The 3554-nt window shown below is 68.6% G+C and carries 4 protein-coding genes and 1 pseudogene; 2 read left to right on the plus strand and 3 right to left on the minus strand.

Features of this window, described 5'->3' with window-relative positions; genetic code table 11:
• Window positions 1-110, plus strand: a pseudogene (locus ABT300_RS42360) (Tellurium resistance); the annotation flags it as partial.
• Between the two features lie 228 nt (window positions 111-338).
• Here the strand turns inward: ABT300_RS42360 and ABT300_RS42370 are convergent.
• The 3 genes from ABT300_RS42370 to ABT300_RS42380 form a co-directional block, all read right to left on the minus strand.
• Window positions 339-635 carry a DUF4193 domain-containing protein gene (locus ABT300_RS42370; protein WP_003993510.1) on the minus strand — a complete coding sequence of 99 codons (297 nt, stop codon included), beginning with the start codon at window positions 633-635 and terminating at the stop codon, window positions 339-341.
• 395 nt (window positions 636-1030) lie between these two features.
• Window positions 1031-2272, minus strand: a complete 1242-nt coding sequence (locus tag ABT300_RS42375) for a sensor histidine kinase (RefSeq protein ID WP_351688034.1) — start codon at window positions 2270-2272, stop codon at window positions 1031-1033.
• Window positions 2273-2278: 6 nt separating this feature from the next.
• Window positions 2279-2932, minus strand: a complete 654-nt coding sequence (locus tag ABT300_RS42380) for a response regulator transcription factor (protein WP_007387794.1) — start codon at window positions 2930-2932, stop codon at window positions 2279-2281.
• Window positions 2933-3347: 415 nt separating this feature from the next.
• Between ABT300_RS42380 and ABT300_RS42385 the strand changes: the two genes are divergently transcribed.
• A complete protein-coding gene (locus ABT300_RS42385) occupies window positions 3348-3521 on the plus strand; it encodes a hypothetical protein (protein WP_173985551.1) in 174 nt (57 codons plus the stop codon).
• Window positions 3522-3554: the final 33 nt, after the last annotated feature.

Consider the following 3554-nt stretch of genomic DNA (forward strand, 5'->3'; position numbering starts at 1 on the left):
CGTCCGGCGAGACGATGTACGTCAACCTCGACCACCGCGACGAGATCAGACGACTGCTCGTCTTCGTGTACATCTACGACCAGACGGCGGCCTTCTCCCGGATGACCGCCGCCCGTCGCGTGGCGACGGGGGCGGTGTTCCGCGTCGGCGCCGGGAGGTCAGCCCGTTCACTCGCACGTTCGAGCGAGGCCGATCCTGCAGGGATCGCTCCCGTACCGGATGAGCCTCGCTCGTCGTCACGCACGCCGTGGGGGCCCTCCGCGGGCCCCTTGTCCGATCCCCGCAAGGGGAAGCGGCGCTTCCGGGGAGGGGTCGAGCCAGTCACGGCCGACCCGCCCTCAGTCGCAGTCGCGGCAGATCGGCTGGCCGTTCTTCTCGCGGGCCAGCTGGCTGCGATGGTGCACCAGGAAGCAGCTCATGCAGGTGAACTCGTCCTGCTGCTTCGGCAGCACCCGGACGGCCAGCTCCTCGTTCGAGAGGTCCGCGCCGGGCAGCTCAAGGCCCTCCGCCGCCTCGAACTCGTCGACGTCGACCGCCGAGGCGGACTTGTCGTTCCGCCGTGCCTTCAGCTCTTCAAGGCTGTCTGAATCGACGTCGTCATCGGTCTTGCGTGGGGTGTCGTAATCGGTGGCCATGTCGCCTCTCCCCCTCTGGGTGTCTGCGGTGTCTCCAGCGCACGTAACGCGTGAGAGGCCGGACTTGTGCCCGCCTCGAGGCGGAGATTTTGCCTCACATCAAGGTCTGTTACTCAATCGACACCCAACCGAACTCCTCACGAGTGATCGGCTGGGATGGCGATCGGGACCGTACACGGTCCGAATGCCGCACTTCAAAGGCGTCTCACCGTGTACTTCCCGTGATCAGGACCCCCGAAAACCCGGATTTTCCGGGCGTTATGACGGCATTCATGATCACGGAGAGTAGATGGCCGGAAATTCGCCCTTGTGATCGATCACACACGGGTAAGCCCGACCGAGCCCCGGGAAATTCCGCGCAAAGCGAACAAGCCCGCGTGTGTCGCGACATGATCTCAGACGGGCAAGGTGACCCGCATCACAAGCCCTCCCCCCTCGCGAGGCTCTGCCGCGATGTGACCGCCGTGCGCCCGGGCGACGGACCGCACGATGGACAGACCGAGGCCGACCCCCTTGTCGCTACCCGTCCGTTCGGTGCGCAACCGACGGAAGGGCTCGAACAGATTGTCGATCTCGTACGCCGGCACGACCGGCCCGGTGTTCGACACGACGAGCACCGCCTGGCCGTGCTGGATCTCGGTGGTGACCTCGACCCAGCCGCCCTCGGGAACGTTGTACCGCACCGCGTTCTGGACCAGGTTCAGAGCGATCCGCTCCAGCAGGACGCCGTTGCCCTGGACGACCGCGGGCTTCTGCTCCCCGCGGATCAGCACGCCCTTGGCCGCCGCCTCCCCGTGCACCTGGTCGACGGCCTGCTCGGCCACCTCGGCCAGGTCGACCGGCTTGCGCTCGATGATCTGGTTGTCGCTGCGGGCGAGCAGCAGCAGCCCCTCGACCAGTTGTTCGCTGCGCTCGTTGGTCGCCAGCAGCGTCTTGCCCAGCTGCTGCAGCTCCGGCGGCGCCCCGGGGTCGGAGAGGTGCACCTCCAGCAGGGTGCGGTTGATCGCGAGCGGCGTGCGCAGCTCGTGCGAGGCGTTGCCCACGAAGCGCTGCTGGGCGGTGAACGCGCGCTGCAGCCGCTCCAGCATGTCGTCGAAGGTGTCGGCCAGCTCCTTCAGCTCGTCGTCCGGTCCGTCCAGCTCGATCCGTCGGGACAGGTCGGAGCCCGCCACCGCGCGCGCGGTGCGCGTGATGCGGCCCAGCGGCGACAGGACGCGTCCGGCCATGGCGTAGCCGAAGGCGAAGGCGATGATCGCCAGTCCCAGGAGGGCGAGCAGGGAGCGGCTCAGCAGGTCGTCGAGAGCATGCTGGCGCTGGATGTCGTCGCACTGCTTGAGGAAGGCGCTGAACTGGCTCTGGGTGGTCGCCGCGCCCAACTGGGGGCAGGTGGAACTGGAGATGCGGAGATCGCTCCCGGTCACGTTGAAGGCCTGGCCGCTGCCTTCGTGGAGGGCCTGCGCGGCGAGCAGGTAGATGATCGACAGCAGCACGATGCCGGCGATCAGGAACATGCCGCCGTACAGCAGGGTGAGGCGTATGCGGATGGTCGGCCGCAACCACGGGAAGGGGGTCTGCGGGCTCCTCGGGTCCCAGGTCGGCTTGGGCGGCGCCTGCACGGGCGTGGGGGTCGTGGCCATGGCGGGTCAGATCCGGTAGCCGGAACCGGGGACGGTGACGATCACCGGAGGTTCGCCCAGCTTGCGGCGCAGCGTCATGACGGTCACGCGCACGACGTTGGTGAACGGGTCGGTGTTCTCGTCCCACGCCTTCTCGAGCAGCTGCTCCGCGGACACCACCGCTCCCTCGCTGCGCATCAGCACCTCGAGCACGGCGAACTCCTTGGGCGCGAGCTGGACCTCCTTGCCGTCGCGGAAGACCTCGCGCCGGTTGGGGTCGAGCTTGATGCCGGCCCGCTCCAGGACGGGCGGCAGCGGCACGCTGGTGCGCCGCCCGAGGGCGCGCACGCGCGCGATCAGCTCGCTGAAGGCGAAGGGCTTGGGAAGGTAGTCGTCGGCGCCGATCTCCAGTCCTTCGACGCGGTCGCTGACGTCGCCGGAGGCCGTGAGCATGAGCACGCGCGTGGGCATGCCGAGCTCGACGATCCTGCGGCAGACGTCGTCGCCGTGCACGAGGGGCAGGTCCCGGTCCAGGACGACCACGTCGTAGTCGTTGACGCCGATACGCTCCAGGGCGGCCGCACCGTCGTACACGACGTCGACGGCCATGGCCTCCCGGCGCAGTCCGGTGGCCACCGCATCGGCGAGCAGCTGCTCGTCCTCGACGACGAGTACGCGCACGTCGCTTGTCCTTCCTGTGTCCACCCGCGTAGCGCCACTCGGGCGCACGCGGGCGGGGGTTTCCGGTGAGTGTGGCTTCCATCCTGCCCTTTTCGGCCATAAGTCGGCGGTAAGGCGGTGAGCGCCAGATGAAGAGCGGGTGTGAGGCCCGGGAATGCGAGATTTTCTCGTCGGGTTGAGGTTTCCGTGGAAGGGCGTGGGGGGAGGACGGCTTTACACCCCGCGATCACGCTCTGCATGTGCCGTAGCACCATGCGGCACTCCGCGCTCCGCTTCCGCAGAGCGGGCGTGGGTGTCCGGCACCGTCGCCGCCCGGCGGGACTGCGCTGGGCGCCTGTGAGACGTGATCGCACCCCTTCCCAACCCGGCACACCCCCGTGCCAACGACCCACGACCCAGGACGAGGGGGCGCAGCATGGACGCATTCACCGCAGGACTTCTGCAGCGCATAAGGGCGACCGAGTCCGACCTGACGCGGGCTCGAGACGAGGGCGACGAGTTCCTCGCCGAGGTGGAGCAGGGCGAGCTCGACGACCTGCGCCGCCTGGCCGCCGACCACGGTGTGGAGGTCGGCGCGACGAGCGTCTGAGCAGTTCGCAGCACGACGGAGGGGCCCCGACGA

This window comes from Streptomyces sp. NPDC001027 (assembly GCF_040299045.1).
Classification (GTDB): Bacteria; Actinomycetota; Actinomycetes; order Streptomycetales; family Streptomycetaceae; genus Streptomyces.

Excerpts from the sequence above, each read along its gene's own strand:
- ABT300_RS42370 (WP_003993510.1), bottom strand. The coding sequence starts at position 635 with ATGGCCACCGATTACGACACCCCACGCAAGACCGATGACGACGTCGAT.
- ABT300_RS42375 (WP_351688034.1), bottom strand. The coding sequence starts at position 2,272 with ATGGCCACGACCCCCACGCCCGTGCAGGCGCCGCCCAAGCCGACCTGG.
- ABT300_RS42385 (WP_173985551.1), top strand. The coding sequence starts at position 3,348 with ATGGACGCATTCACCGCAGGACTTCTGCAGCGCATAAGGGCGACCGAG.